Source organism: Saccharothrix espanaensis DSM 44229 (assembly GCF_000328705.1).
In the GTDB taxonomy this organism is placed as follows: Bacteria; Actinomycetota; Actinomycetes; order Mycobacteriales; family Pseudonocardiaceae; genus Actinosynnema; species Actinosynnema espanaense.
Map to the genome: position 1 here is coordinate 6,997,233 of NC_019673.1, position 25,618 is coordinate 7,022,850.

Sequence of the window (25,618 nt, forward strand, 5' to 3'; positions counted from 1 at the left end):
ACCCGCCGCGCGCGACACAAAGGGGAGATGACGAGATGACTACCGACAACCTGGGCGCGCTGAGCGACGCCGGCGTGTCGATCTGGCTGGACGACCTGTCCCGCGAGCGGCTCAACACCGGCAACCTCGCCGACCTGATCGCCCACCAGCACGTGGTGGGCGTGACCACCAACCCGACGATCTTCGCGAGCGCGCTGGCCAAGGGCGCGGCCTACGACCAGCAGGTGCGCGAGCTCGTGGCGCGCGGCGCGGACACCGACGCCGCCGTCCGCGAGATCACCACGTCGGACGTGCGCCACGCGTGCGACCTGTTCCGCTCGCTCTACGAGTCGACCGACGGCGTGGACGGCCGGGTGTCGATCGAGGTCGACCCGCGGCTGGCCAACGACACCGAGGCGACCATCGCCGAGGCGCTGGACCTGGCCAAGGCGGTGGACCGGCCGAACCTGCTGGTCAAGATCCCGGCCACGGTCGAGGGCCTGCCCGCGATCACCAAGGTGCTCGCCGAGGGCATCAGCGTGAACGTGACGCTGATCTTCTCCACCGCCCGCTACCGGGACGTGATGGAGGCGTTCGTCGCGGGCCTGGAGCAGGCCAAGGCGAACGGCCACGACCTGCGCGGCATCCACTCGGTGGCGTCGTTCTTCGTGTCCCGGGTGGACAGTGAGATCGACAAGCGGCTGGAGGCGCTGGACACCCCGCGCGCCCAGGAGCTGCGCGGCCAGGCCGCCATCGCCAACGCGCGGCTGGCCTACGCGGCGTTCGAGGAGACCTTCCGCGGCGAGCGCTGGGAGGCGCTGGCCGCCGACGGCGCGCGTCCGCAGCGCCCGCTGTGGGCGTCGACCGGCGTGAAGGACCCCGCGTATTCCGACACCCGGTACGTGGACGAGCTGGTCGTGGCCGGCACGGTCAACACGATGCCGGAGAAGACCCTGCACGCGGTCGCCGACCACGGCAAGATCACGGGTGACACCGTGACCGGGCGGGCCGCGCAGGCGCAGGAGGTCTTCGACGGGCTGAGCGAGGTCGGCATCGACCTCGACGACGTGTTCGTCGTCCTGGAGACCGAGGGCGTGGACAAGTTCGAGAAGTCCTGGGCGGAACTGCTCGACACGGTGACCGGCCAACTGAACCAGGCTAAGGACTGAAACACATGACCGAGGTGGTCTCCGTGGAGATCGTCCGCTCGCCGAACGAGGACCAGGTCGCGCTCGTCGTGGCCGACCTGGTCCGTGACCGGGTGGCGAGCCGGCTCACCGCCGGCGACGCGACCCTGTGGGGTCCGGCGGCGCAACCCGAGGCGTCCATCCGGCTCGCCTGGACCGCGCTGCACGAGACATCGCGCCCGCTGGTCGCCGAGATCGAGGCGCTGCGCGCGGAACTGCTCGCCGAGGGCGTGGACCGGGTGGTGCTCGCGGGCATGGGCGGCTCGTCGCTCGCGCCCGAGGTGATCACCGGCACGGCCGGCGTGCCGCTGGTGGTGCTGGACACCACCGACCCCGGCCAGGTGGCCGACGCGCTGGCCGGCGACCTGACCCGCACCGTGCTGGTGGTGTCGTCCAAGTCGGGCGGCACCGTGGAGACCGACAGCCACCGGCGGATCTTCGAGGCCGCGTTCGCCGCCGAGGGCGTGGACGCGGCGTCCCGGATCGTCGTGGTGACCGACCCGGGCTCGCCGCTGGAAACGGCGTCGCGGGAGGCGGGCTACCGCAAGGTGTTCCTGGCCGACCCGAACGTGGGCGGCCGGTACTCGGCGCTGACCGCGTTCGGCCTGGTGCCCTCCGGGCTGGCGGGCGCCGACGTGGCGGGCCTGCTCGACGACGCCGCGGCCGTCGTGCCGCTGGTCTCGGCGGACTCGCCGGACAACCCGGCCGTGGTGCTCGCGGCGACCTTCGCCGTGGCGCACGCGCACGGCGCGGAGAAGATCGTGTTCGCCGACACCGGGTCGGGGATCAAGGGCCTGGGCGACTGGGCCGAGCAGCTGATCGCCGAGTCCACCGGCAAGGACGGCACCGGCCTGCTGCCGGTGGTCGTGGAGGGTCCCGGCGCGCCCGGTTTCGTGGACGCCCGCTCGGACGCCACGACCGTCGCGATCGGACCGGCCACCGGCTCCTCGTCGGTCGCCGTCGAGGGCTCGCTCGGCGCCCAGTTCCTGGTGTGGGAGTACGCGACCGCGCTGGTGGGCCGGGTGCTCGACATCAACCCGTTCGACCAGCCCGACGTGGAGGCCGCGAAGACGGCCGCGCGGTCCCTCCTGGACGCGCCGACCGCGTCGGTGGCGGCACCGGCCTTCGTGGACGGTCCGATCGAGGTGCACGCGAGCGGGGGCTGGCTGCCGGCGGACGTGAAGACCGTCGCCGACGCGCTCAAGCTGCTCGTCGCCGCCGCGCCGGACCACGGCTACCTGTCCGTGCAGGCGTACCTGGACCGGCTGGACGACGCGTCGTTCGCGCTGGTCCGGCCGGAGCTCGCGCAGCGCTCGCACCTGCAGACCACGTTCGGCTGGGGCCCGCGGTTCCTGCACTCCACCGGGCAGTACCACAAGGGCGGGCACCAGAACGGGGTGTTCCTCCAGATCACCGGGGCGTCCGAGACGTCCCTGGACGTGCCGGGCCGGCCGTACGACCTGGGCACGTTGCAGACGGCGCAGGCGCTGGGCGACGGCCAGGTGCTGGCCGAGCGCGGTCGTCCGGTGCTGCGACTGCACCTCACCGACCGCGTCGCCGGGCTCGCGCAGCTCGTCGAGGCCATCCAGGAGGACGGTTCGTGATCGCGCTCGCGAGATCACCATTCAGCGCAGCACCGCTCGGTCACCTGTCCGACGAGCGCAGCGAGGAGGGCCGATGACCGCGCCGACCAAGCGCAACCCGCTGCGCGATCCGCGGGACAAGCGGCTGCCGCGGATCGCCGGGCCCTGTGGCCTGGTGATCTTCGGCGTGACCGGTGACCTGTCGCGCAAGAAGCTCATGCCCGCCATCTACGACCTGGCCAACCGGGGGCTGCTGCCGCCGGGCTTCGCGCTCGTCGGCTTCGCCCGGCGGGACTGGGCCGACCAGGACTTCATGCAGGTCGTGCACGAGGCGGTCAAGCAGCACGCCCGCACGCCGTTCCGGCAGGAGGTCTGGGACCAGCTCGCCGAGGGCATCCGGTTCGTGCAGGGCACGTTCGACGACGACGCCGCGTTCGACTCGCTGGCCGAGACCATCGCCGACCTCGACCGCGAGCGCGGCACCGGCGGCAACCACGCGTTCTACCTCTCGGTACCGCCCAGCGCGTTCACCACGGTGGTCAACCAGCTCAAGCGCTCCGGCCTGGCCACGCCGCCCAAGGACAGCCCCGGCCAGTGGCGGCGGGTGGTCATCGAGAAGCCGTTCGGGCACGACCTGCCCAGCGCCAAGCACCTGAACAAGATCGTCAACGACGTCTTCCCCGAGGAGTCGGTGTTCCGCATCGACCACTACCTCGGCAAGGAGACGGTGCAGAACATCATGGCCCTGCGCTTCGCCAACCAGCTCTACGAACCCATCTGGAACGCCAACTACGTCGACCACGTGCAGATCACCATGGCCGAGGACATCGGGCTGGGCGGTCGCGCGGGCTACTACGACGGCATCGGCGCGGCGCGTGACGTGATCCAGAACCACCTGCTGCAACTGCTCGCGCTGACCGCGATGGAGGAGCCGGTGTCGTTCAAGCCGGCCGACCTGCGGGCGGAGAAGGTCAAGGTGCTGTCCGCGACCAAGCCGGTGGGCCCGTTCGCCGAGACCACCGCGCGCGGCCAGTACACCGGCGGCTGGCAGGGCGGCCAGAAGGTGCCCGGCCTGCTGGAGGAGGGCGGTTTCGCCGGCGACTCCACCACCGAGACCTACGCCGCGATCACCTGCGAGATCAACACCCGGCGGTGGGCGGGCGTCCCGTTCTACCTGCGCACCGGCAAGCGGCTGGGCCGCCGGGTCACCGAGGTGGCCGTGGTGTTCAAGCGCGCGCCGCACCTGCCGTTCGACGACACCGCGACCGAGGAGCTGGGGCAGAACGCCCTGGTGGTGCGCGTGCAGCCGGACGAGGGCGTGACCATGCGGTTCGGCTCCAAGGTGCCCGGCAACACCATGGAGGTCCGGGACGTCACGATGGACTTCGGCTACGGCCACGCGTTCACCGAGTCCTCCCCCGAGGCCTACGAGCGGCTGCTGCTCGACGTGCTGCTCGGCGAGCCGTCGCTGTTCCCGAAGAACGACGAGGTCGAGCTGTCCTGGGAGATCCTCGACCCGGTGCTCGACCACTGGGCCGCCACCGGGGCTCCGGAGAAGTACAAGGCGGGCACCTGGGGTCCGGCGTCCGCGGACGAGATGCTCGACCGCACCGGCAGGCACTGGAGGCGCCCGTGATCATCGACCTGCCCTCGACCACCACGTCACAGGTCAACAGCAAGCTCGTGCAGCTGCGCGAGGAGGGCGGCGCGGTCACCCTCGGCCGGGTGCTGACCCTGGTCATCGTCACCGACGACGGGGCGAAGACCGAGGACGCCGTGGACGCGGCCAACGACGCCAGCCGCGAGCACCCGTGCCGGGTGATCGTGGTCGCGCGCGGTGCGCGCAAGGCCGCGCCCCGGCTCGACGCCCAGATCCGGGTCGGCGGCGACGCGGGCGCGTCCGAGGTGATCGTGCTGCGGCTGTACGGGGAACTGGCCAACGAAGGCGCGTCGTGCGTCGTGCCGCTGCTGCTGCCGGACACCCCGGTGGTGGCGTGGTGGCCGCACGAGGCCCCGGCGGTGCCGGCCAAGGACCCGATCGGTCAGCTCGCGCAGCGCCGGATCACCGACGCGGCGGCCGAGAAGAACCCGATCAAGGCCCTCGACCAGCGCAAGTCCGGCTACACGCCGGGCGACACGGACCTGGCGTGGACCCGGTTGACGCTGTGGCGGGCGATGCTCGCCTCCGCGCTCGACCTGCCGCCGTTCGACCGGGTCACCGAGGCGGAGGTGAGCGGCGAGGCCGACTCGCCGTCGACGGACCTGCTGGCCGCGTGGCTGGCGGGTGCGCTCAAGGCCCCGGTGAAGCGGTCCAAGGCGGCGCGCGGCGTCGGCATCGTGGACGTGAAGCTGGCCCGCAAGTCCGGGGTGGTGGAGTTGCTCCGGCCGGACGGCAAGGTCGGCACGCTCACCCAGCCCGGCCAGCCGCAGCGGCGGGTGGCGCTGCAGCGCCGCGAGATCCGCGACTGCCTGGCCGAGGAACTGCGCCGGCTGGACCCGGACGAGGTGTACGAGTCGGCGCTGCGATCGCTGGGCAAGGTCGTGCGCGGCCGGACCCCGGTGAAGACCTCCGCCGCCCGCAAGCCCGCCGCCACCAAGCCCGTTGCCGACAAGCCCACCGTCGACAAGCCCGTTGCCGACAAGCCCACGGAGTCGCCCAACGGCGAGGCCCCCGCGGCCAAGGCCCCCGCGAAAGCCACCGCCCCGGCGAAGACCGCCGCTCCGGTCAAGGCCACGGCGAAGGCCGCTGCGAAGACGGCCGCGAAGACGGCTGCGAAAGCCCCGGCCAAGGCCGCCAAGGCGAAGGCATGACCGCCCCCGAGGTGGTGGTGCACCGTGACGGCGTCCTGCTGGCCGCCGTCACGGCCGCCCGCCTGGTCACCGCGCTGGTCGACGCCCAGGCCGCCCGAGGCACCGCGTCGCTGGTGCTGACCGGCGGCCGGACCGGCGCGGCGGTGCTGGAGCAGGTCCGCGACAGCCCGGCGCGCGACGCCGTGGACTGGTCGCGGGTCGACCTGTACTGGGGCGACGAGCGCTTCCTGCCCGCCGGCCACCCGGACCGCAACGAGACCCAGTCCCGCGCGGCCCTGCTGGACCACGTGCCGGTGGACCCGGAGCGGGTGCACGCGGTGGAGCCGTCCGACGGCCGGTTCGGCGACGACCCGGACGCGGCGGCGGCGGCGTACGCCGAGGTGCTCACGGCGCGGGGCAGCGTGCCGGCGTTCGACGTGCTGCTGCTCGGCGTCGGCGAAGAGGGCCACGTGGCGTCGCTGTTCCCGGAGTCGCCGGCGGTGCACGAGCACGACCGGACCGTCGTCGCGGTCCGCGACTGCCCCAAACCGCCGCCGACCAGGGTCAGCCTCACCCTCCCGGCGATCCGCCACGCCCGCGAGGTGTGGCTGATGACCACCGGCGAAGCCAAGGCCGACGCGGTCGCGGCGGCCCTGGTGGCCGCGAACGAGGTCGACATCCCGGCCGCCGGCGCGACCGGCCTGAGCCGCACCCTGTGGCTCCTCGACACGGCCGCCGCGAACAAGTTGCCACCGGCCTGACCGACCCGCGGACGCAACGCCGGCGGTGGTGACCACTGGTCGCCACCGCCGGCACCATCTCCCCTGGTCAGGGCCAACCCGCAGCAGGCGAGGATTCACGTCGCACGCCCGTGCGGGCACGCCCCGGGACTTCGTGAGGCGCCGATCCGCAGTACTTCCCGACGCTCCCCGACGACGAGGGGGCTCGACCACCTGAAGTCGATCACGGTGCGGTTCTCCGGCTGGTCCCGATCCGGGTCGACCCCGCTGTCGTCCGGTGATCCACATCACCCGTCAGGCGTCCGGATGTCGAACATGCGTTCGCGGTCGCAATTTTGTGCTGGCCCGCACGTCCCTTTCGGGTAATCGTTGCATCTCGTTGGGTGAGGTGGGGCTCGGCGGGCACTTTCGGGGGCGAGAGGGCGGTCATGCCAAGCGTGATGACAGCGCAGTACGGTGACGAGCAGCGGGTGGCTGACACGGGAGGGCGAGTCCTGGCCGGCAACGCTGTCGAAAGGCTGCCGAGCGGCGGGGTCAACGGCGTCCCCACCGAACGGGTGCCTCGCGCTGCCCGGGGGTGGCGCGAGCGGCTGTTCCGGCACCGGCAGTTGGCGGTGGACTTCGCCGCCGTCGCGGTCGGCGCGTTCGACGTGTGGTTCTGGTTCGCGCCGGACGCCAAGCCCTACAACTACGCGCTCTCGATCATCGCCGTGTCGGCGCTGGTGCTGCGCCGGCGGTTCCCGTTCCTGGTGGTGCTGCTGACCGTGCCCGGGTTCTTCGCGGGCATGGCGCAGCTCGCCGCGATGATCGCGCTGGGCACGCTGGCCCGGCAGAAGCTGCTCTCGACCCAGACCTACATCGCCGCCGGGCTGGTGTGGCTGAGCCGGTTCTTCCTCTGGCCACCGGACGAGTTCCTGGCGCTGCCGTGGACCACGCACATCCACGACGCGATCTACGGCTGCATCGTGGCCGGGATGCCGATCGCGATCGGGCTGCTCGCGCACGCCCGCGAGGAGCTGTCCGCGCGGATAGCCGAACTGGCGGCCAGCCGCGAACGGGAACGGCTGCTGCACGCGCACGCCGTGCGGGCCGACGAACGGGCCCGGCTCGCCCGCGAGATGCACGACGTGGTGTCGCACCAGGTCAGCCTGATAGCCATGCAGGCGGGCGCGTTGCGGGTGGCGGTCGCCGACCCGGACGCCAAGCAGGTCGCGGGCACGATCCGGATGCTGAGCACCCGGACCCTCGACGAGCTGCGCCAACTGGTCAGCGTCCTGCGCACCACCGATGGTGACGACTCGCCGCAGCCGCGCGTGGAGGAGCTGCCGCAGCTCGTGGCGGGTGCGGGGATCCCGGCGTCGCTGACCGTGCTGGGGCCGGTGGGCGACCTGCCGGCACCGATCTCCGGGGCGGTCTACCGGACGGTCCAGGAGGCGCTGACGAACGTGCGCAAGCACGCGGGCTGCGCGGCGACCGCCGTGCACGTCCAAGCCGAGCCGGACGAGCTGCGGGTGGAGATTCGCAACGACCCGCCGGTCCTGCCGCGCGAGTGCCCGATGCTGCCCAGCGGCGGCCACGGGCTGGTCGGGCTCCAGGAGCGGGCGGCGCTGCTGGACGGGACGTTCGAGGCCGGACCCAGCGACGACGGCGGGTTCCGGGTCGCGGTCACCTTCCCCCTGGCCCGGCAGCTCGACGGGTAGCCACCGCCGTGCACACGGCCGCCGCGAGGCCCAGCGCGCCGCCCACCAGGGCGGGCCACAGCGCGGGCTCGTGGCGCAGCAGCACGGACGGCAGCAGCCACACGGCGACACCCAGGCCGAAGCCGAGCGGGGCCGACGCGACGACGGCGGCGGCCCCGGACTGGCGGCGGCGCAGCGAGCGCAGCAGCGACTCCAGGTAGGCCAGGGTGAACAGCAGCAGCACCGCGCTGCCCACGCCCATGATGCTGATCATCGGGTTCTCGGTGGGCCGCAGCGAGTACTCGGTGCGCTGACCGCCGGACTCGACGGTGGCCAGCGCCGCGCCGCCGACGATCCAGCGGGCCGCGCCGGGCAGCTCGAACGCCACGGGCGTGCTCTGCGGGACGGCGGTGACGTCGGCGAGCGTGATCCCGACGGCGGTGACGGTGAGCCGGGCGGGCTCGACCACGCCCGCCACCACGACCGGCTTGCTCAGGTCGCTCTCCAGCACGGGCAGGTCACGGCCGGGCAGCGTGATCGGCAGTGCGAGCGCGACCAGCGCGAACACCGCCGCGGCCAGGCCGAACCAGCGCGCGGGCTTGGGCCGTTCGAGCAGGTCGCGGGCCGGGATCAGGGTCTGGCCGTCGAGCCGGACCGGCGACGGCAGGTCGACGGCGGTGGCCCGGACCAGGACGTTCACCGTCTCGCGCGGCACCGACGGGTGGCTGGACGGCCGGGTGCTCGCGGCGGCGACCTGCGGCGCGAGGTGCACCGGCAGGCTCGCCCGCAGCAGCCAGTCCGGGCCGAACACCTCGGCCGCCGCGCCCGCCAGGTCGATCGCGAACGTCTCGGCGTTGCGGTAGCGGGCCTGCGGGTCGCGTTCGATCCCGCGCATCACGACCCGCGCCAGCGGGGCCGGCACCTCGGTCAGCGGGCGCGGCTGCTGGTGGACGTGCCGCTGGATCATGGCCAGCGCGCCGCCGCCGGACTCGAACGGCAGCCGGCCGCTGAGCAGCTCGTACAGGACGGTGGCGGTGCCGTAGACGTCGGCGGCCGGGGTGAGCGGGTTGCCCAGCGCCTGCTCCGGCGACAGGTAGGCGGGTGTGCCGAGCACCTGGCCGGCGTGGGTGACCAGGGTCGCGCCCTCGCTGACCACCTGGGAGATGCCGAAGTCGGCGACCTTCAGCGCGCCCTGCGCGGTGAACAGCAGGTTCTTCGGCTTCACGTCCAGGTGCAGGACGCCCGCGCCGTGCGCGGCGTGCAGGCCGGACAGCGTGGCCAGGGCGAGCGCGCACGACTGGGGCGGGGTGAAGCCGCGTTCGGTGAACGTCGACCAGACCGTGCCGCCGTCGAGCTTCTCCATCACCAGCAGGTGCTCGCCGTGGCTCTGCACGTAGTCGTAGACCGGCACGATGTGCGGGTGGTCCAGGCGGGCCAGCAGGCGGGCCTCGTGCTCGAACCGGGCGCTCATCCGGGCGTCCTCGGCGAGCACGTGCGGCAGCCGCTTGACCGCCACCGGGCGGTTGAGCGGGCGGTGCACGCCCTCGTAGACCACGCCCATGCCGCCGTGCCCGATCTGCGCGCCGATGTCGTACTGCGGCAGCGCGGCGATCACGCTCGGGCTCGGCGCCGTGCTCGGGCTCACGCCGCACCACCGGGCAGCGGGCGGGTGATCCGCTGGGTCGTCTCCGGGTCGACGGGCGGCGGTTCGGCCGCGTTCGGGGTCAGGTAGCCGAGCAGGAACGCCGCCGCGGCCGCGCCCAGGATGAACGGCACCTCGGCGGCCGGCGACGGGGCCATCACCCGCAGCACCGACAGCGAGATGACGGCGACCAGGCCGGTGCCGACGCCCGCCGGGAGGAACTGCATGGCGCGCTGCCACCGGTTCGCGGGCAGCCTGCGCCGGGCCAGCGCCCACAGCGCGCCCGCCCACGCCAGGGCGGTCAGGAAGAACACCGCGAGGCCGAACACGCCGTAGACCGACCACATCGACCCGCGCACGTCACCGGTCGCGCCAATCGAGGCGATCACCTGGCGCTCGACGTCGAGGACCTCGATGTCGGTGGGCAGCAGGCCGGTGGCCTGGGTGCCGAGCTGGCCGAGGTCGAGGAAGAACGCCTTGGTGACGCTCTGCTTCGCGGGGACGTCGAACGGGACCGTAGTGTCGTAGGAGAAGAACGTGAGCGCGAGTGCCGTGCCGGAAAGGCGAACGGTCTTCACGTGGCGCACGGTGTCGGTTCCGTTGTGGACGGTGATCGCGATCTTCGCCGAGCCGGACGGGTCGAGCACCAGGTCGTCCGGGCCGGCCGGACGGCCGTCCACAGAGGCGGTCAGGGTGACCTCGTCACCGGCGGCGTGCGCGGTGGCCGGGAGGATCCCGCCGACGACAACGCCGAGGACGACGCTGGAGATGCCCCTGAAGATCCCGCTGAAGATCCCGCAGCCGAGCAGTAAACCGACCCCACCCATAATGCGTCTCACAGGGGCACCTCGAAGTTCAGGGGACGCGGACGAGTCCGGGAGTCGGTATGCGATCGGCAGGAACACTAGCTCTACTCGGTGCAGTGGCCTATGGCGTTACCTCCCTGGCGTCCACTCCGGCCTCCGCGCAGGTTCCGCCGTCCATCACGGTGACGCCCGCGAGCGGCTCGGCGGGCTCGGCGTTCACCGTGAGCTGGGTGGGGTTCTCCTGGGATCCCGACTGCTACCAGCGGATGCAGGTGTTGTGGGACAACGCGGGCAACATCCTGGCGACACCCGCGCAGGCGTACCGGGGCGCGGTGACCGTGTCCTCGCCCACGTGGTCGGATCCCGGGTCGCACACGGTCGTGCTGCGCACGGTGTGCCGCGGCAGCATCGCCCGCGCCACGTACTCGGTGACGCTCGCGCCGACCACCCGGCCGACCACGACCACTCCCCCACCGGTCACCACGACCACCAATCCGCCCGTGGTGACGACTCCACCGGCGGTCACCACGACCACCCGGCCCACCACGACGACGACCACGACGTCCACCACGACCACGACCACCACGACCACCACGGAGAGCACCTCGGAATCCGTGCCGACCGCGGGGACGTTCGAGGGCGGTGACGGGGCGCTGACGCTGGACAAGGACAACATCCAGCCCGGCGACCCGCTGACCGCCACCGGGACCGGGTGCCAACCGGGGTCGGAGGTGACGCTCAGCTCGCTCGGCGAGGACGTGGGCACCGCGCGGGCGGACCGGACGGGGACGTTCAGCACGCGGGTCGAGTTCGCCACGATCCAACCGGGCCGGCACGTCATCCGCGCCGACTGCGGGATCATCCTGGTGGGCAGCGTCGACGTGGCCCTGACCAGCTCGACCGGCGGCACGACGTCGACCCTGGTGATCCTGGTGTTCTTCCTGCTCATCGGAGCCACCCTGCTCCGCCGCCAGTTCAGCGCCTTCCGCCGCACCGCTTGAGGCCGGGCCCGCGCCGGGGTGGCCGGGCACACCGCCAGGCCACCGGACGTGCCGGGCCATGGGGCGCGCCGGACCACCGGGCGCGCCGGGCGCACCGCACCGCCAAGCCGCCACGCACCGCACCGCCGCCGCCGCGCAACCAAGCCACCGCACCGCCGGGCAAGGACGCGGGTGGGTTCTGGGCGGGTTCGTCCGGCAAGTCGGCGGCGGCCGGGCTCAGCGAGCCGCAGGGGCCGTGAGCGGCACAACTGCGAGCGGCCAAACGGCGCCGAATGGCCTGCGGTACCCCGGTTCCCGGTGTGCTGGGCTTGGCCTCCGGCCCCCGGTCACCATTGTCCCACTGGGTACCGACAATTACCGGCAGTCGCGGGGTGGGCGGCGGGGTACCGGTGAGGGGCTGCCGGCGGGGGGCCGCCGGTGGGGCGTTGGGGGTGGGGGGTTGGGGGTGGGGGGTTGGGGGTGCGAAACGCGCCGGCCCCCGTGGTGGGTCCACGGGGGCCGGCGCGTTGTCTTGCGGCTAGGGCTCTTCGCGCTGCTTGCGCAGCTTGGTGAGCGCCTCTTCGAGGATCGCCTCTCCGTCCGCGTCGGAACGGCGTTCCTTCACGTACGCCAAGTGCGTCTTGTACGGCTCGTTGCGCGGGGGAGCCGGCGGAGCCTGCTCGTCCCGACCCGCCGGCAGACCGCACCGGGGGCAGTCCCAGTTCTCCGGGATTTCCGCTTCGACCGCGAACGACGGACGCGACTCGTGCGCGTTGGCGCACCAGTACGACACCCGACGCCGGGGCGCGGACTCGCCGCGCTCCGATTCACCCATCGGGCCTGCGCCGACGCGGGTACCGCGAATCGCGTTACCACCAGCCATCGACCCTCACACCCCCACCACGTGGTTTCCCTGTCGTCAGTTGACCTTGATCAGAGCTTGGTCAGCAGTCCGATACCGACGATGGCGATCACCCAGATGGCCCCGACGAACAGCGTCAGGCGATCCAGGTTCTTCTCCACCACGCTCGAACCGGACAGGCTCGACTGCATGCCGCCGCCGAACAACGAGGACAGACCGCCGCCACGCCCCCGGTGCAGCAGCACCAGCAAGATCAGCAGCAAACTGGAGACGACCAACAGGATCTGCAGGAACGTTGTCATTTCTTCCTCGCTGTCAGGCAGGTGACGCCACAGAGTACCCGGTCGACTGCCGACCGTGGACCACCTCGGTGGTGGGGCTTGTTCGATGACTCAGGGTAGAGGGCCGCCGGCCGCGAGGGCACAGAGCTTCGCGAACTCGTCCGCTTCCAGGCTCGCACCGCCGACCAGGGCCCCGTCGACGTCCTTCTGCGCGACCAGCTCGGCGATGTTCCCGGACTTCACCGACCCGCCGTAAAGCACCCGAACGGCCGACGCCACGTCCTCGCCGTGCAGCTCGGCCAGCTTCACCCGCAGCGCCGCGCACACCTCCTGCGCGTCCGCCGACGAGGCCACCTTGCCGGTGCCGATCGCCCAGACGGGCTCGTACGCGACGACGATGTCCCTGGCCTGTTCGGCGGACACGCCCTTGAGGCCCGCCACGAGCTGGTTCGTGCAGTGCTCGACGTGGTTGCCCGCGTCGCGCACGTCCACCCGCTCGCCGAGGCAGAAGATCGGGGTGACGCCGTGCTTGAGCGCCGCCTTGACCTTCTTGTTGACCAGCGCGTCGTCCTCGTGGTGGTACTCGCGCCGCTCGGAGTGGCCGACCGTCACGTAGGAGCAGCCCAGCTTGGCCAGCATCCGCCCGGAGACGTCACCGGTGTAGGCGCCCGAGTCGTGCGGCGACAGGTCCTGCGCGCCGTACTTGAGCAGCAGCTTGTCGCCGTCGACCAGGGTCTGGATGGACCGGATGTCGACGAACGGCGGCAGCACCGCCACCTCGACCTTGGCGAAGTACTTCTCCGGCAGGGAGAAGGCGATCTTCTGCACCAGGGCGATGGCCTCGAGGTGGTTGAGGTTCATCTTCCAGTTGCCCGCGATCAGCGGCTGTCGGGCGGCCATCAAGCGGTCCCCTCCTCGAGCACGGCGACGCCGGGCAGTTCCTTGCCCTCCAGGTACTCCAGCGACGCGCCGCCGCCGGTCGAGATGTGCGAGAAGCCGTCCTCGGGCAGGCCCAGCGCGCGCACGGCCGCGGCCGAGTCGCCGCCGCCGACCACGGTGAACGCGTCGCTCGCGACCAGCGCCTCGGCCACCGCGCGGGTGCCGCCGGCGAACGCCTCGAACTCGAACACGCCCATCGGGCCGTTCCAGAACACCGTCTTGGCGTCGGCCAGCTTCGCGGCGAACTGCTCGCGCGACTCCGGGCCGATGTCGAGGCCCTGCCGGTCGGCCGGGATCGCGGTGGCCTTGACCACGTCGAACTCGGCGTCGGCGGCGAAGCCCGTCGCGGCCAGCACGTCGACCGGGAGCACCAGCTCCACGCCGCGCTCCTCGGCCTCCTTGAGGAAGCCCGCGACCTGGTCGAGCTGGTCTTCCTGGAGCAGCGACCTGCCGACCTCGTGACCCTGCGCCTTGAGGAAGGTGTAGGCCATGCCGCCGCCGATGAGCAGGCGGTCGACCTTGGTCAGCAGGTTCGCGATGACGCCGAGCTTGTCGGACACCTTCGCCCCGCCCAGCACGACCACGTACGGGCGCTGGAGGTCGGCGGTGAGCTTGCGCAGCACCTCGACCTCGGCCAGCACCAGGCCACCCGCGTAGGCGGGCAGCTTCTTCGCCACGTCGTAGACCGAAGCCTGCTTGCGGTGCACGACGCCGAAGCCGTCGGAGACGAACGCGTCGGCCTTCGCGGCCAGCTCGTCGGCCAGCGCCTCGCGCTCGGCGTCGACCTTGCTGGTCTCGCGGGCGTCGAAGCGGATGTTCTCCAGCAGCACGACGGTGCCGTCGCCGGCGGCCTCGGTGCCCAGCTCGACGGTCTGGCCGAGCAGCTCGCCCAGCCGCACGGCGACCGGGGCGAGCGAGAGCGCCGGGTCGGGCTCGCCCTTGGGGCGGCCCAGGTGGGCGGCGACGAGGACGCGCGCGCCGCCGTCGACCAGCGCCTTGAGGGTCGGCACCGACGCGCGGACGCGGCCGTCGTCGGTGATCTTGTCGCCGTCGAGGGGGACGTTCAGGTCGGCGCGCACCAGGACGCGCCGACCCGAGACACCCTCGGCGATCAGGTCGCTGAGAGTCTTCACAACCGGTCTTTCCGCTCGGTGGCCAGGCAGGTCAGAGCTTCGAGGCGACCAGGTTGACCAGGTCCGCGAGGCGGTTGGAGTAGCCCCACTCGTTGTCGTACCAGCCGATGACCTTGACCTGGTTGCCGATGACCTTGGTCAGCGGCGCGTCGTAGATGCACGACGCCGGGTCGGTGACGATGTCGCTGGACACGATCGGGTCCTCGTTGTAGCGGAGGTAGCCCTTGAGCGCGCCCTCGGCCGCGGCCTTGTAGGCGGCGTTGACCTCGTCGACGGTGGTCTCCCGGCCGACGGTCACGGTCAGGTCGGTCGCCGAGCCGGTCGGCACCGGCACGCGCAGCGCGTAGCCGTCGAGCTTGCCCTTGAGCTCGGGCAGGACCAGGCCGATCGCCTTCGCGGCACCGGTGCTGGTGGGCACGATGTTCAGCGCGGCGGCACGGGCGCGGCGCAGGTCCTTGTGCGGCGCGTCCTGGAGGTTCTGGTCCTGGGTGTAGGCGTGGATGGTGGTCATCAGGCCACGCTCGATGGTGAACGCGTCGTGCAGCACCTTGGCCAGCGGGGCCAGGCAGTTCGTGGTGCACGAGGCGTTGGAGATGACGGTCTGCGAACCGTCGTACTGGTCGTCGTTCGCGCCCAGCACCACGGTGAGGTCCTCACCCTTGGCCGGCGCGGAGATGATGACCTTCTTGGCGCCGCCCTCGTCCACGTGCTTGCGCGCGGCGGCGGCGTCGGTGAAGAAGCCGGTCGACTCGACCACGACGTCGACGCCGAGGTCCTTCCAGGGCAGCTTGCCCGGGTCGCGCTCGGCCAGCGCCTTGATCGTCTTGCCGTCGACCTCGATGCCCTCGTCGTTCACCTTCACGTCGTACGGCAGCCGCCCGAGGATGCTGTCGTACTTGAGCAGGTGGGCCATCGTGTTGACGTCACCGAGGTCGTTGAAGGCGACGATCTCGATGTCGTGCCCGCTGGCCTGAACGGCGCGCCAGAAGTTGCGACCGATGCGGCCGAAACCATTGACACCTACGCGAACCGTCACGGTGAGTCTCCTCGATACTCGACTGGCTGTGCGCCAGGGTGCGTGCGGATTGACTGCGAGCAGCCGCCAGCCAGCCTATCCTCCGCGCTGCGCCCCTGGTCACGTGGACCACCAGGATCTCTTTATCGAGCAAGAAAATCCAGAGCTACGGTTCAGTAACCACCACGTCCGGTGACGTCTGCTCCTCCCGGCAGTCGGCTCCCGGGCCTTCTCCGCCACCCGCGCGGAGGCACAGGGTCACGATGGAATGACGAAGGGCGACCGGCGTTGGCGGCACCCAGGCGAGGGCCGACGGCGCGAGGCCACGGACGGCAGCGCGGCGGCCCGTGGATGCCAGCGGCCCGGAGGTCGGCAGCGGCGCGAGCGTCGGCTCGGGTGGGTGGCCGGCGGCGTCGGAAGGGTTCCGGCGTCGGGCGGGGTCAGACCTCGGCTTCGAGCATGTCCGCGGTGACCGCCGACTCGGTGTCCGGCATGCCCAGCTCCTTGGCCCGCTTGTCGGCCATCGCCAGCAGCCGCCGGATCCGGCCCGCCACCGCGTCCTTGGTCATCTGGGGGTCGGAGAGCTGGCCCAGCTCCTCCAGCGACGCCTGCCGGTGCGCCAGGCGCAGCGCGCCCGCCGCCGCCAAGTGGTCGGGGGCCTCCGGGCCGAGGATCTCCAGCGCCCGCTGCACCCGGGCCGCCGCCGCGACCGCGGCGCGCGCCGAGCGGCGCAGGTTGGCGTCGTCGAAGTTCGCCAGCCGGTTCGCGGTCGCCCGGACCTCGCGGCGCATCCGCCGCTCCTCCCAGGCCAGCACGCTGTCGTGGGCGCCGAGCCGGGTCAGCATCGCGCCGATCGCGTCGCCGTCCCTTATCACCACCCGCTCCGCGCCCCGGACCTCGCGGGACTTCGAGCCGATGCCCATCCGCCGGGCCGCGCCGACCAGGGCCAGCGCCGCCTCCGGGCCGGGGCAGGTGACCTCCATCGACGACGACCGGCCGGGCTCGGTCAGCGAGCCGTGCGCCAGGAACGCGCCGCGCCAGGCCGCCTCGGCGTCGCACACCCCGCCGGAGACCACCGGCGCGGGCAGCCCGCGCACCGGGCGGCCGCGCGGGTCGAGCAGGCCGGTCTGCCGGGCCAGGCCCTCGCCGTCCTTCACCACCCGCACCACGAACCGGGTGCCCTTGCGCAGCCCGCTGGAGGTGATGGTGAACACGTCGGACTGGTGGCCGTAGAGCTCGTGGATCTCCCGGCGCAGCCGGCGGGCGGTGGACCCCAGGTCCAGCTCCGCCTCGACCACGACCCGGCCGCCCACGATGTGCAGGCCGCCCGCGAACCGCAGCAGCGAGGCGACCTCCGCCCGGCGGCAGCAGGTCTTGGAGACGGCCAGCCTGCTCAGCTCGTCCTTGACCGCAGACGTCATCGCCACGGCTCATCGCCTCCCCTGGTCTCGCGTTCTTCCTGGAGGGTTGTACTTGACGGCTCCCCGGGCCCTGCGGGCAGGCCGTCCAACGCGCGACGAATGCCCGACGCCAGGGCGACCGGGTCGTGGCGGTCCGGGAAACCCGGCAGCGCGATCGGCGACAGGTGGGCCGCAGCGCCGAGAGCTGCGGCGGCGCGCCGCAGGCTGTCCGGAACGGGCACCGCGTCGACGTCCGCGATCACGGCGTCGACCCGCAACGTCGGGGCGTGCGCGCACAACACGTCGAGGTGCAGCTCCGGCGAAAAGCCGGCGGTTTCCCCCGGTTGGGGGACGAGGTTGAGCACCACGACCTTCCTCGCCGCCGTCCGCGTCAACGCGTCGTGCAGCTCCGGCACCAACAGGTGCGGCAGCACGCTGGTGAACCACGAGCCGGGCCCGAGCAGCACGACGTCCGCGCCCAGCACCGCCTCCACGGCCTCCGCGCAGCCCCGGGGCGGCTCACCCGGCCCGCCGGGGCCGTGCAGCCGGATCCGCTGCACCCGGCCGGGCGTGGTGGCGATCGCGACCTGGCCGCGGATCCGGCGCACCACGTCGACGTCCTCGTCCAGCCCGGTGACGTCCGCCTCGATCTCCAGCGGCTCGGTGCACATCGGCAGCACCCGGCCGTGCACGCCGAGCAGCCGGCCCGCCTCGCGCAGCACCGCCACCGGGTCGCCCAGCTCCTCCAGCAGGCCGGCCAGCACCAGGTTGCCCACGGCGTGCCCGGCCAGCGCGCCGGTGCCGCCGAAGCGGCGCTGGAACAGCGTCGCCCACAGCGCGCCGGGGCCGTCCGTGTCGGCCAGCGCCACCATGGCCTTGCGCAGGTCGCCGGGCGGCAGCAGGCCCAGCTCGCGGCGCAGCCGGCCGGACGAGCCGCCGTCGTCGGCGACCGTCACCACCGCGGTGACGTCCTCGGTCATCCGCCGCAGGGCGGTGAGCGTGACGTGCAGTCCGCGCCCACCGCCCAGCGCCACCACCTTGGGTGCGACAGCGCTCAAGCTCACTCGCGTCCCAGGTCCCGGTGCACGACCTTGACCGCCATGCCGTCCTCGGCGGCCAGCCGCGAGGCCAGCTCCTCGGAGATGGCCACGCTGCGGTGCTTGCCGCCGGTGCAGCCCACGGCCAGCGTCAGGTACCGCTTGCCCTCGCGCCGGTAGCCGGCCCCGATCAGCCGCAGCAGCTCGTGGTAGCGGTCCAGGAACTCCTCCGCGCCCTCCTGGGTGAGCACGTAGTTGCGGACGTCGCCGTCCAGGCCGGTCTGCTCGCGCAGCTCCGGGATCCAGAACGGGTTGGGCAGGAACCGGACGTCCATCACCAGGTCGGAGTCCATCGGCAGGCCGTACTTGTAGCCGAACGACAGGACCGTCACGCGGGTCCGGGTCGCCGACTCGCTGCCGAACGTGTCCTCGATCTTGGCCCGCAGCTGGTGCACCGACAGCGCGGAGGTGTCCAGCACCAGGTCGGCCTCCTCGCGCAGCGGCGTGAGCAGCGCGCGCTCGGCCTCGATGCCGTCCGCGAGCCGGCCGTCCGCCTGTAGCGGGTGGCCCCGGCGCACCGACTCGAACCGCCGGATCAGCACGTCGTCGGTGGCCTCCAGGAACAGCACCTTCGGCTTGTAGCCGCGGGCGTCCAGGTCCTTGATCACCGCCGCGAGGTCTTCGGTGAACGCGCGGCTGCGCACGTCCATGACGACCGCGACCCTGGTGATGGCCCCCCGTGCCTGCGCGCCCAGCTCCACCATCGTCGCGATCAGCTCGGGCGGCAGGTTGTCCACCACGAACCAGCCCAGGTCCTCCAGGCACTTCGCGGCGGTGCTGCGGCCGGCCCCCGACAGCCCCGTCACCACCGCGACCTCGATGCCGGACTTCTCGCCGGCCTGTGCGCTCACTTGTGCTCCCTCTGATGGTCGGCTCCGCCGACGCTTTCGGTACCGGCCGCGCCCAACGTCGCGTGCACGGCCTCGGCGGTGCGCCGGCCCACTCCCGGCACCCCGCTGATCTCCTCGATGCTCGCCTCGCGCAGTTTCTTCACCGAGCCGAAGTGCTTGAGCAGCGCGGCCTTGCGCGTCTGCCCCAGGCCCGGCACCTCGTCCAGCGCGGAGGTCGTCAGGCGCTTGGACCGCTTCTGCCGGTGGTAGGCCACGGCGAACCGGTGCGCCTCGTCGCGCACCCGTTGCAGCAGGTAGAGGGCCTCGCTGGTGCGGGGCAGGATCACCGGGTCCGGTTCGCCGGGCACCCACACCTCCTCCAGCCGCTTGGCCAGGCCCACCACGGCCACGTCGGTGATGCCCAGTTCGGCCAGCACGTCCGAGGCCGCCTGCGCCTGCGGGCCGGCACCGTCGACCACCAGCAGGTTCGGCGCGTACGCGAACCGGCGCGGCTTGCCGGTGTCCGGGTCGATGCCCGGCAGCGGACCGTCCGGCTGGTCGGCGTTCTCCCGCAGGTACGCCTGGAACCGCCGGCGCACCACCTCCGCGATCGAGCCCACGTCGCCCTGCTCCGCCCCCTCGCGGATCGCGAAGCGCCGGTACTCGGACTTGCGCGCCAGACCGTCCTCGAACACCACCAGCGACGCCACCACGTCCGTCCCCTGGACGTGGCTGATGTCGGTGCACTCGATGCGCAGCGGCGCGGTGTCCAGGCCCAGGGCGTCCTGGAGCTCCTGCAACGCCGCCGAGCGGGCCGTCAGATCGCCCGCGCGACGCAGTTTGTGCTGCTGGAACGCCTCCTTCGCGTTGCGCTCGACGGTCTCCATGAGCGCCCTCTTGTCGCCGCGCTGCGGCACCCGCAGCACGACCCTGCCGCCCCGCAGGTCCGACAGCCACTTCTCCACGGCGACCGCGTCCTCGGGCAGCTCGGGCACCAGCACCTCGCGCGGCACGGGCGCGGACTCCACGCCGCTGACCCGGGCCGAGTCGGCCTGCTCGCCGTAGAACTGGGTGGTGAACTGGTCGACCAGGTCGGCCACCCCGGTCTCGTCCACCTTGTCCACGACCCAGCCGCGCTGGCCCCGGACCCGGCCGCCGCGCACGTGGAAGACCTGCACGGAGACCTCGAGGTCGTCCTGGGCGAACGCGACCACGTCGGCGTCGGTGCCGTCGCCGAACACCACGGCCTGCTTCTCCAGCGCGCGCTTGAGCGCGGACTGGTCGTCGCGCAGCCGGGCGGCCTTCTCGAACTCCAGCTCCTCGGCGGCGGCCGTCATCTCCTTCTCCAGGCGACGGACCATCGCGTCGGTCCGGCCGGCCAGGAAGTCGCAGAAGTCCTCGACGATGTCGCGGTGCTCGTCGGCCGAGACGCGGCCCACGCACGGCGCGGAGCACTTGTCGATGTAGCCGAGCAGGCAGGGCCGGCCGATCTGGTTGTGCCGCTTGAACACGCCGGCCGAGCAGGTGCGCGCCGGGAAGACGCGCAACAGCAGGTCGAGCGTCTCGCGGATGGCCCACGCGTGGGCGTACGGGCCGAAGTAGCGCACGCCCTTGCGCCGCGGGCCGCGGTAGACGTGCAGGCGGGGGAACTCCTCGTTGAGGGTGACCGCGAGCACGGGGTAGGACTTGTCATCGCGGTAGCGGACGTTGAACCGCGGGTCGAACTCCTTGATCCAGTTGTACTCCAGCTGGAGCGCCTCGACCTCGGTCGTCACGACCGTCCACTCGACACCGGCGGCGGTGGTCACCATCTGCCGGGTGCGCGGGTGCAGCCCGGCGATGTCGGCGAAGTACGAGTTCAACCGCTGGCGCAGGCTCTTGGCCTTGCCGACGTAGACGACACGACCGGTCGCGTCGCGGAACTTGTACACGCCGGGAGCATCGGGGATGGTGCCTGTCGCAGGGCGATAGGTCGACGGGTCGGCCACCCGACAAGCCTACGTGCGCCCACCGACAATCCCGCGCGCGCCCGACCCCTGTCAGGCGACCGGGTGCTGTTCGAAGGACACCCGGGTGACCACCAGCACGTCGACTCGACCCTGAGTCGTGAGCAACAGGTAGGTGATCAACCCGCGTCCGTCGCCGAACGGCAGGTGGTAGAGACCACCGGTCGGGTTGCGGGCGTTCGCCGGCTCGCCCCGCTCGGGAACGAGCGACAGCACCTCGAACGCCTCGACCAACGCGATGGCGCCCTCCGGCGGAAGCGCGCGGATCTGGGCACGCGCGTCGGGGTCGACGTCGAGCGTGTACCCCACCGAGCAGCCGCCCCCGAGCGTCGAACTTCGCGACTCAGAGGCCGAGTTCGGCCTTGAGTTCGTCCCAGGACACGCTACCGGGCCGGGGGTGGCCGGTTCGCTCGACCTCGGCCGCGGTGGCGAGCATCCGCCGGTGGGCTTCAGGATCTTGTCCGGCCAGGAAAGCCATCCGCCGCCACACCCGTAGGACGCGGTGCAACTCGTCCAGCCGGAGGGTGTGCTTGGCGGCGACCAGGGCGGCGTCGTACGCCGTGTCGAACTCCTCGACCTGTTCCGGCAGCAGTGCCGCTCGGATGGCCTCCGGCGAGCCGAACCTCGCCGCGGCGGCCTCGTCGCTGACCCACTGCGAAACCCGTTCGACCCCGGCGACTTCCGAACCTGCCACCGTCGGGCGACAAGGCTCCGAATGCCGTTCAACGGGGTGCACCACAGAGAAATTACCTCTCAACCTGGTTCACCTCAACTTACACACATGCCTGCCCGGTTCCGCCGACGACGGGTCAGGGCAGGACGATCACCTGGTCGTTCTCGACCTTCACGTTGACGGTCTTGAGGCCGGTGGTGGCGGGGCCGCCGGTGCGGGCTCCGTCGGTGGCCTTGAACGTGCTGCCGTGGTTCGGGCACGTGATGACGCCGTTCACGGGGGCTCCGACGGTGGTTCCGGCGTGCGGGCAGGTGGCGTCGAAGGCCTTCACCGTGTTACCCGATCGGGTGATCACGAGGGGCTTGTCGGGGGTTTCCACGACCACGCCGCCGCCGTCCGGCACCTCGGACAGCGAGACGACTCCCTCGGCCGCGCCCGGCGTCGAGCCAGGGGTGGAGCCCGGGGGCGTGCCCGGGGTCGAGCCGCCGGTGGTGCCGGTCGGGGAGCCGGTGGGTGTGCCGGCGTCGCCGCACGCGGCCAGGCCGCCGGGCACGGCCAGCGCCACCAGGACGCCGCACAGCATCGAGCGACGGGACAGCCTGGGGTTCTCGGTGGTGCTCAAACCGGTCCTCCGCGATGTGGTGGGTGGTCGTTCGGTCACACCACCAATACGAGACCACGCACTGACCGGTTCGACACTTCGAGCGACGTCGACCTGTCGACATCGACAGCTCAGGCCAGCAGCACGTCCTCGCCCGCCACCCGGACGGGTACCTCGACCAGCCCTTTGGGTGACGGGCCGGACAGCACCGCGCCGCTGGACAGGTCGAACTCGCTGCGGTGCGTCGGGCACGTGATCACGCCGGCCGCGGGCGGGTTGACCACCGTCCCCTGGTGCGGGCAGGCCGGGTTGAACACCCGTACGCCCGCGTCGGTGCGCACGACCAGCAACTGGCCGTCACCCGGCATGTCGACCAGCTTGCCGGTGCCCGCCGGGACGTCGGCCAGCCCGGCGACCCGGTCCCCCGTCTTGGCGGAACCCACGCCGGGCTTCCGAGCGGTGCCGGCGGCACCGCATCCGGTCAGGGCGAGCAAACCGCACAGCAGCAGCGTCCGTCGTTCCACCCGCCCATCTTCACCTAGCGGTCCTGGGCGGTCGCCGTGCGGGCCAGCGCCAGCACGGCGGTGAACGGCGGGAACCAGTGCCGGGAGTGCGACGGCGGGTTCGCCCACCGCAGCGAGCCGTACCGGGTCATCGTGGGCGGCAGGGCGATCCGCTGCGGCGAGCGGACGAACTGGACCTCGGGTGGCGCCTTCAGGTGCGTGGGCAGCAGGGCGACGAGTTCGGCGAGGAAGATCCAGTGCTCGCGGGGACCCGGGATGACGGTGACGGGTCCGGCCAGCATCCGGGCCTTGAGGTCGGCCAGGACCCTCGACCCGATGCGCGCGGGCATGGCCAGTGCGGTGGTGGCCGGGCCCAGCGGCAGGAACACGCCCTGCTCGGTGACGGACACCTTCCAACCCAGCAGCCGGTAGCCCGCGATGGCCTCTCCGAGCGCCTGCTGGTGCGCTCGGTCGCGGGGCCCCGTTCGTGGACTGGATTGCGCGGTCGTGGTGGTGATGCTCATCAGCGGAGGTCCCTCCCCGGTCGGGTGGAGCGGGCGGGTGCTCGGGCACGGGGGTCGTCCCGACGCAGGCACAACCGGCAGGGTCGTCGTCGGGGCCGCCGACCACCACACAGGCTTCGGGTGGGACCCATGCACCCGCCGGGTCAAGCCGATCCGCCGCACGGCGTCACCGGAGCGCCGACACGACGCCTCACCCCGTCTTATGCATGAAATGCATGGACTCGCGATCACATCTCTATATGCTGTTGAGCACGCTCAGTGACGGGAGCGAGCCGATGGAACCGAAAGCTCGAAGAGCAGCCAGTACCAGGCCAGCTTGCCCGTTGTGCGGAGCGGTCCTCGCCGCCGACAACACCGACCGCCTCTGCCACCGGTGCCGGCGCAACGCGCGTACCGAGTTGTTCGGCCCGCCCGAGGTCCCAGCCGACTTCTGGGACCACGAGGCGATGGCCGCCGCCTTCGCCGACCGCGACATGGGAGCGGTCCTCGCCGCTTACCGCCACCACCCGCACCACGTCAGCCGAGTCACCCAGGACCGCATGGCGTCCTGGCTGGGGATCAGCCAGGCGCAGCTCTCCCGGTACGAGACCGGCGAGAACCCGATCGACCGGATCGACCGCCTGCGGAAGTTCGCGCGGGCGCTCGGCATCCCCGGCGACCGGGTCTGGTTCGACCGAGTCGGAATCCCAAGCCAGGCCGGCCCCGAAGACGGCGCCGCGCCCGATGTGCTCGCCCCGGCGTGGGACGCGGCGAGCATCGCAAGATCGGTCGAGGAGACGGCGAGGAGCGACTTGGCGATCAGCAGACGAGCGGCGCTCACCGGAGCAGCCGCGGTGGCTATGGGTCCCGCCCTGGTCGAACCGCTGCAGCGGTGGCTTCACCCCCTTCAGCCCCTGTCCAAGTGGTCGTCCAGCGCGGCGATCAGCGAGGACGAGTTGGCGGCGTTGCAGAACGTCGCCGACGGGCTGCGCGGGTGGGGCGGACGAGGCGGGTACGGGCTGGCGCGCAAGGCGGTGCTCGGGCAGTTGGAGGAACTGGCCGAGCGGTTGTCACGGGCGCCCGCGGGTCCCACTACGGAGCGGGCCTTCTTCATCGGCGCGGAGCTGTCCAAGGTCGCGGCGAGCATGTCCTGGGACGCCGGGATGCACGACGCGGCACAGCGCTACTACGTGCTCGGCGTCCGAATGGCGAAAGCGGGCCGCAACGACCCGTTCGCCGCGCTGTGCCTGGCAGCCATGGCGCGGCAGATGTTCGACCTGGGACGACCGGAGGACGGACTGGAGCTGGTGCAGCTGGGCCAGTACGGGACGCGGCGCAACGCCACCCCGACGTTAGAGGCGCTGCTGCGCACACGGGAAGCGTGGGCGTACGCGCAGATGGGTCGGGTGCGGGAGTTCCACCGCGCGGTCGGACAGGCGCAGGACAGCTTCGCGCAGCGCAAGGACGGTGCGGAGCCGTGGTGGCTGGACACCTTCGACGAGGCGGAGCTGGAAGGCGTGATCGGGGCCCGGATGCGCGACTTGTCCGGGCACGACCCGAAGCAGGCCCCGTTGGCGGAGAAGCACATCCGCCGGGCGCTGCGGCTGCGCGACCCGTCGCGGGTGCGCAACCGGGCGTTCGACGTGATCGGGCTGGCCCGCACGCGGATGGTCTCCGGTGAGCCGGAGGAGGCCTGCGGGCTGATCCACGACGTCCTGCCGACCGCGGCGGGACTGGCCTCGGGGCGGGTGCTGCGCAAGTTGCAGGACTTCGCCAAGGAAGCCGAGCGGCACCGGGAACTGCCGGTGGTGCGCGACACCCGCGAGGCTATTCGCGGAGTGCGGACGGCCTGATGCGCGTGGGAATCACCGGGCACAGCAACCTGGTGCCCGACTGCGTCGACGCCGTGCGCGAAGCCATCCGCGCGGCGTTGGAGGCCGAGGCGGCAGGCGGGTCGTCCCTGGTCGGGGTGACCTGCCTGGCGCCGGGCGCGGACCAGTTGTTCGCGCGGGCCGTGCTCGACCTGGGTGGCCGGGTCGAGGCGGTGCTGCCCGCCATGGACTACCGGGACAAGCTCAAACCGGAGCGGCGGGCCGAGTACGACGAGCTGCTGGCCAAGGCGGACGTGGTCAGCATGCTGCCCAACGAGGTGTCCGGCCGGCACGCGTACGTGATGGCGAACGAGCGGATGCTGGCGTCGGTCGAACTGCTGATCGCGGTCTGGGACGGCAACCCGCCGGACGGTCGCGGGGGCACGGCGGACGTCGTGGACACCGCGCGCGCGTCCGGCGTGCCCGTGGTGGTCGTGTGGCCGGAGGAGGCGAGGCGGAAGTCCTAGAACGGCGGAGGACGTAGACCATTCAGGGACAGGAGCTGTCCGCAATAGGTG

25 protein-coding genes are annotated in these 25,618 nt (G+C 72.2%); 9 read left to right on the plus strand and 16 right to left on the minus strand.

Annotation, left to right across the window (positions count from 1 at the left end):
* Window positions 1-35 precede the first annotated feature (35 nt).
* The 6 genes from tal to BN6_RS30170 all read left to right on the plus strand — a co-directional run bounded on the left by tal (window position 36) and on the right by BN6_RS30170 (window position 7,979).
* Entirely contained in the window at window positions 36-1,148 is a 1,113-nt protein-coding gene (gene tal / locus BN6_RS30145; protein ID WP_015103620.1) for a transaldolase, read from the plus strand.
* A 5-nt stretch (window positions 1,149-1,153) separates the two neighbouring features.
* Window positions 1,154-2,770, plus strand: coding sequence for a hypothetical protein (locus BN6_RS30150; RefSeq protein WP_015103621.1), 1,617 nt, complete (start codon window positions 1,154-1,156; stop codon window positions 2,768-2,770).
* A 73-nt stretch (window positions 2,771-2,843) separates the two neighbouring features.
* Window positions 2,844-4,385: a glucose-6-phosphate dehydrogenase gene (zwf, locus tag BN6_RS30155; RefSeq protein ID WP_015103622.1), complete on the plus strand. Its 1,542-nt coding sequence runs from the start codon at window positions 2,844-2,846 to the stop codon at window positions 4,383-4,385.
* Window positions 4,382-5,560, plus strand: coding sequence for a glucose-6-phosphate dehydrogenase assembly protein OpcA (opcA, locus tag BN6_RS30160; RefSeq protein ID WP_015103623.1), 1,179 nt, complete (start codon window positions 4,382-4,384; stop codon window positions 5,558-5,560). Before zwf ends, opcA begins: the two co-directional genes overlap by 4 nt.
* On the plus strand, window positions 5,557-6,300 hold the full coding sequence (gene pgl, locus BN6_RS30165; RefSeq protein ID WP_041314565.1) for a 6-phosphogluconolactonase: 744 nt from the start codon (window positions 5,557-5,559) through the stop codon (window positions 6,298-6,300). Before opcA ends, pgl begins: the two co-directional genes overlap by 4 nt.
* Before the next feature lie 407 nt (window positions 6,301-6,707).
* Window positions 6,708-7,979 (plus strand): sensor histidine kinase, encoded by a 1,272-nt coding sequence (locus tag BN6_RS30170; protein WP_015103625.1) that lies wholly within the window; start codon window positions 6,708-6,710, stop codon window positions 7,977-7,979.
* On the opposite strand, the gene BN6_RS30175 is transcribed toward BN6_RS30170, so the two are convergent.
* Together BN6_RS30175 and BN6_RS30180 are read right to left on the minus strand one after the other, a co-directional pair.
* Entirely contained in the window at window positions 7,945-9,603 is a 1,659-nt protein-coding gene (locus tag BN6_RS30175; protein ID WP_041314568.1) for a serine/threonine-protein kinase, read from the minus strand. The genes BN6_RS30170 and BN6_RS30175 overlap by 35 nt on opposite strands.
* Window positions 9,600-10,439, minus strand: a complete 840-nt coding sequence (locus tag BN6_RS30180) for a hypothetical protein (protein ID WP_231904790.1) — start codon at window positions 10,437-10,439, stop codon at window positions 9,600-9,602. The genes BN6_RS30175 and BN6_RS30180 overlap by 4 nt, the downstream gene beginning before the upstream one ends.
* Before the next feature lie 83 nt (window positions 10,440-10,522).
* Between BN6_RS30180 and BN6_RS49220 the strand changes: the two genes are divergently transcribed.
* Complete coding sequence (locus tag BN6_RS49220; RefSeq protein WP_231904791.1) at window positions 10,523-11,407, plus strand: hypothetical protein; 885 nt, start codon at window positions 10,523-10,525, stop codon at window positions 11,405-11,407.
* A 517-nt stretch (window positions 11,408-11,924) separates the two neighbouring features.
* Here BN6_RS49220 and BN6_RS30195 read toward each other — a convergent pair.
* From BN6_RS30195 to BN6_RS30260, 14 genes are all read right to left on the minus strand, one after another.
* Window positions 11,925-12,269, minus strand: coding sequence for an RNA polymerase-binding protein RbpA (locus BN6_RS30195; protein WP_015103628.1), 345 nt, complete (start codon window positions 12,267-12,269; stop codon window positions 11,925-11,927).
* A gap of 50 nt (window positions 12,270-12,319) precedes the next feature.
* The gene (gene secG, locus BN6_RS30200) at window positions 12,320-12,550 is read right to left on the minus strand and encodes a preprotein translocase subunit SecG (protein WP_015103629.1); all 231 of its coding nucleotides are present in this window, start codon (window positions 12,548-12,550) and stop codon (window positions 12,320-12,322) included.
* 90 nt (window positions 12,551-12,640) lie between these two features.
* On the minus strand, window positions 12,641-13,429 hold the full coding sequence (tpiA, locus tag BN6_RS30205; protein WP_015103630.1) for a triose-phosphate isomerase: 789 nt from the start codon (window positions 13,427-13,429) through the stop codon (window positions 12,641-12,643).
* Window positions 13,429-14,601, minus strand: a complete 1,173-nt coding sequence (locus BN6_RS30210; protein WP_015103631.1) for a phosphoglycerate kinase — start codon at window positions 14,599-14,601, stop codon at window positions 13,429-13,431. The genes tpiA and BN6_RS30210 overlap by 1 nt, the downstream gene beginning before the upstream one ends.
* Before the next feature lie 31 nt (window positions 14,602-14,632).
* Window positions 14,633-15,637: a type I glyceraldehyde-3-phosphate dehydrogenase gene (gap, locus tag BN6_RS30215; RefSeq protein WP_015103632.1), complete on the minus strand. Its 1,005-nt coding sequence runs from the start codon at window positions 15,635-15,637 to the stop codon at window positions 14,633-14,635.
* A 419-nt stretch (window positions 15,638-16,056) separates the two neighbouring features.
* On the minus strand, window positions 16,057-17,043 hold the full coding sequence (gene whiA / locus BN6_RS30220) for a DNA-binding protein WhiA (RefSeq protein WP_015103633.1): 987 nt from the start codon (window positions 17,041-17,043) through the stop codon (window positions 16,057-16,059).
* Window positions 17,034-18,080: a gluconeogenesis factor YvcK family protein gene (locus BN6_RS30225; RefSeq protein ID WP_015103634.1), complete on the minus strand. Its 1,047-nt coding sequence runs from the start codon at window positions 18,078-18,080 to the stop codon at window positions 17,034-17,036. The genes whiA and BN6_RS30225 overlap by 10 nt, the downstream gene beginning before the upstream one ends.
* On the minus strand, window positions 18,077-18,934 hold the full coding sequence (gene rapZ, locus BN6_RS30230; protein WP_051076064.1) for an RNase adapter RapZ: 858 nt from the start codon (window positions 18,932-18,934) through the stop codon (window positions 18,077-18,079). The genes BN6_RS30225 and rapZ overlap by 4 nt, the downstream gene beginning before the upstream one ends.
* Window positions 18,935-18,960: 26 nt before the next feature.
* On the minus strand, window positions 18,961-20,931 hold the full coding sequence (uvrC, locus tag BN6_RS30235) for an excinuclease ABC subunit UvrC (RefSeq protein ID WP_015103636.1): 1,971 nt from the start codon (window positions 20,929-20,931) through the stop codon (window positions 18,961-18,963).
* A gap of 51 nt (window positions 20,932-20,982) precedes the next feature.
* The gene (locus BN6_RS30240; RefSeq protein WP_015103637.1) at window positions 20,983-21,258 is read right to left on the minus strand and encodes a hypothetical protein; all 276 of its coding nucleotides are present in this window, start codon (window positions 21,256-21,258) and stop codon (window positions 20,983-20,985) included.
* Window positions 21,259-21,292: 34 nt separating this feature from the next.
* Complete coding sequence (locus BN6_RS30245; protein ID WP_231904792.1) at window positions 21,293-21,643, minus strand: DUF6247 family protein; 351 nt, start codon at window positions 21,641-21,643, stop codon at window positions 21,293-21,295.
* A 115-nt stretch (window positions 21,644-21,758) separates the two neighbouring features.
* Window positions 21,759-22,244 carry a Rieske (2Fe-2S) protein gene (locus BN6_RS30250; protein WP_015103639.1) on the minus strand — a complete coding sequence of 162 codons (486 nt, stop codon included), beginning with the start codon at window positions 22,242-22,244 and terminating at the stop codon, window positions 21,759-21,761.
* Between the two features lie 110 nt (window positions 22,245-22,354).
* Entirely contained in the window at window positions 22,355-22,747 is a 393-nt protein-coding gene (locus BN6_RS30255; protein ID WP_015103640.1) for a Rieske (2Fe-2S) protein, read from the minus strand.
* A gap of 14 nt (window positions 22,748-22,761) precedes the next feature.
* A complete protein-coding gene (locus BN6_RS30260; protein ID WP_015103641.1) occupies window positions 22,762-23,250 on the minus strand; it encodes a hypothetical protein in 489 nt (162 codons plus the stop codon).
* A gap of 323 nt (window positions 23,251-23,573) precedes the next feature.
* Here BN6_RS30260 and BN6_RS30265 point away from each other — a divergent pair, with 323 nt between their 5' ends.
* Window positions 23,574-25,082 carry a helix-turn-helix domain-containing protein gene (locus BN6_RS30265; protein ID WP_231904793.1) on the plus strand — a complete coding sequence of 503 codons (1,509 nt, stop codon included), beginning with the start codon at window positions 23,574-23,576 and terminating at the stop codon, window positions 25,080-25,082.
* Window positions 25,082-25,567: a hypothetical protein gene (locus BN6_RS30270; protein WP_015103643.1), complete on the plus strand. Its 486-nt coding sequence runs from the start codon at window positions 25,082-25,084 to the stop codon at window positions 25,565-25,567. Before BN6_RS30265 ends, BN6_RS30270 begins: the two co-directional genes overlap by 1 nt.
* Window positions 25,568-25,618: the final 51 nt, after the last annotated feature.

Bases quoted from the DNA above. Each gene is read 5' to 3' on its own strand.
- tal (WP_015103620.1), top strand. From the start codon at position 36: ATGACTACCGACAACCTGGGCGCGCTGAGCGACGCCGGCGTGTCGATC.
- BN6_RS30150 (WP_015103621.1), top strand. From the start codon at position 1,154: ATGACCGAGGTGGTCTCCGTGGAGATCGTCCGCTCGCCGAACGAGGAC.
- zwf (WP_015103622.1), top strand. From the start codon at position 2,844: ATGACCGCGCCGACCAAGCGCAACCCGCTGCGCGATCCGCGGGACAAG.
- pgl (WP_041314565.1), top strand. From the start codon at position 5,557: ATGACCGCCCCCGAGGTGGTGGTGCACCGTGACGGCGTCCTGCTGGCC.
- BN6_RS30170 (WP_015103625.1), top strand. From the start codon at position 6,708: ATGCCAAGCGTGATGACAGCGCAGTACGGTGACGAGCAGCGGGTGGCT.
- BN6_RS30195 (WP_015103628.1), bottom strand. From the start codon at position 12,269: ATGGCTGGTGGTAACGCGATTCGCGGTACCCGCGTCGGCGCAGGCCCG.
- secG (WP_015103629.1), bottom strand. From the start codon at position 12,550: ATGACAACGTTCCTGCAGATCCTGTTGGTCGTCTCCAGTTTGCTGCTG.
- tpiA (WP_015103630.1), bottom strand. From the start codon at position 13,429: ATGGCCGCCCGACAGCCGCTGATCGCGGGCAACTGGAAGATGAACCTC.
- BN6_RS30260 (WP_015103641.1), bottom strand. From the start codon at position 23,250: ATGAGCATCACCACCACGACCGCGCAATCCAGTCCACGAACGGGGCCC.
- BN6_RS30270 (WP_015103643.1), top strand. From the start codon at position 25,082: ATGCGCGTGGGAATCACCGGGCACAGCAACCTGGTGCCCGACTGCGTC.